Here is a 1432-nt window from a genome sequence, read left to right as displayed (position 1 = left end):
ATCTTTAAGCCACTGATTTAAAAGACGGATTTGACCACACTTGTAGGCTGCATAGGTTATGCGTAACGCGTTGGACAGTACTTCACTGTCACTCCATCCGGTTTTATCGCTGATTTCTTTATAACACTGCATGGCTTCGGGGCTGACATAGCCACGAACCATTTTTTTTCCTGCTGCTTTTTGTCTTTCGCGGAAACGACGCTGTTTTTCAGCATTGGCGGAAGGATTGGCTTTTTTCTTTTCAGTCATACCGTTGTCATCTCGTGGTTACGTGCACAGTGTAACATGTAAATTTTCACAATAAATGACTGTTCAGAGTTGTTTAGCGTACAAGTGTTCGCTAAATTACCACGCTGAAAATCTAACAACAAAGGGATATCATGTCCGACAAACAAAATAGTTTTAACCGTGAAGACTTGCTGGCCTGTAGCCGCGGTGAAATGTTCGGGCCGGGTAATAGTCAATTACCGGCTCCTAATATGCTGATGATGGACCGTATCAGTCATATCAGTGAAGAAGGCGGTGAGTACGATAAAGGCGAAATCATTGCCGAACTGGATATCACGCCTGATCTGTGGTTCTTTGACTGCCACTTCCCGGGTGACCCTGTAATGCCCGGCTGTCTGGGTCTGGATGCCATGTGGCAGCTGGTGGGTTTCTTCCTTGGCTGGAGCGGTGGCCCCGGTAAAGGTCGTGCTCTTGGCGTAGGTGAAGTGAAATTTACCGGTCAAATACTGCCAACGGCTAAAAAGGTAACCTACCGCATCAACATGAAGCGTGTAGTTAAACGTAAACTGTTTATGGGTCTGGCTGATGGCCAGGTTGAAGTAGACGGCCGTGTTATTTATACCGCAAAAGATTTGAAAGTCGGTCTGTTTCAGGACACGTCTAAATTCTGATTTTTTCAGGTATAAAAAAGCCCCGTTAAATCGGGGCTTACCTATACTGAAAGAGATGCTTAACGCACGTTGAATCCTAATTGTCTGTCTTCAACGGCTTCCCTCCAGCCTCCGAGCCATTGTGACCTGGCGTCAAAAGCCTGAAATGGACAGTTCTCCTTTGAACGACCGCTGATACCAGCTTGATACCCTTTTGCGTGTGCACGCGTCAATTTATCTCTTTTTTGTCGTTTCATTGATAAGCCTCTTTTGATTATTTAACTGTGCCGTGATTGACTATCGGGCTCTCCTGTCAGTATGGGTTGATGGTGCCTTCAAGTTTTTTCACGCACATATATGTGATAGTGCAGAGGCAGGCTTGGTTCAACTTAATTAAATTTTTTTTGGTATTGACAAATAGTAAGTTAATGAAAATTTGTCTAATTTAATGTTACATTTTTTTGTCATAAATATTACGTTTTTTAAAACGTCAAACTATATGTACAAAAATGTATGGTCCGCCTCGTTATTGCAACAGTAAATGTCGATAACGG

3 protein-coding genes are annotated in these 1432 nt (G+C 43.3%); 1 reads left to right on the top strand and 2 read right to left on the bottom strand.

The features are described 5' to 3' along the window. The coding region (locus AC4PME_RS17565) for a RepB family protein (RefSeq protein WP_491529677.1) at positions 1-249 on the bottom strand (249 nt) is incomplete at its 3' end. Positions 250-380: 131 nt separating this feature from the next. On the opposite strand from AC4PME_RS17565, the gene fabA reads away from it, so the two are divergent. Then, complete coding sequence (gene fabA / locus AC4PME_RS17560; RefSeq protein ID WP_119501365.1) at positions 381-899, top strand: 3-hydroxyacyl-[acyl-carrier-protein] dehydratase FabA; 519 nt, start codon at positions 381-383, stop codon at positions 897-899. A gap of 59 nt (positions 900-958) precedes the next feature. On the opposite strand, the gene rmf is transcribed toward fabA, so the two are convergent. Continuing rightward, positions 959-1135 carry a ribosome modulation factor gene (gene rmf / locus AC4PME_RS17555; RefSeq protein ID WP_070124638.1) on the bottom strand — a complete coding sequence of 59 codons (177 nt, stop codon included), beginning with the start codon at positions 1133-1135 and terminating at the stop codon, positions 959-961. Between the last annotated feature and the right edge of the window lie 297 nt (positions 1136-1432).

The organism is Alteromonas sp. (assembly GCF_984505615.1).
The sequence above is the reverse complement of the archived record's forward strand: the minus strand, read 5'-3'. Positions and strand labels throughout refer to the sequence as shown.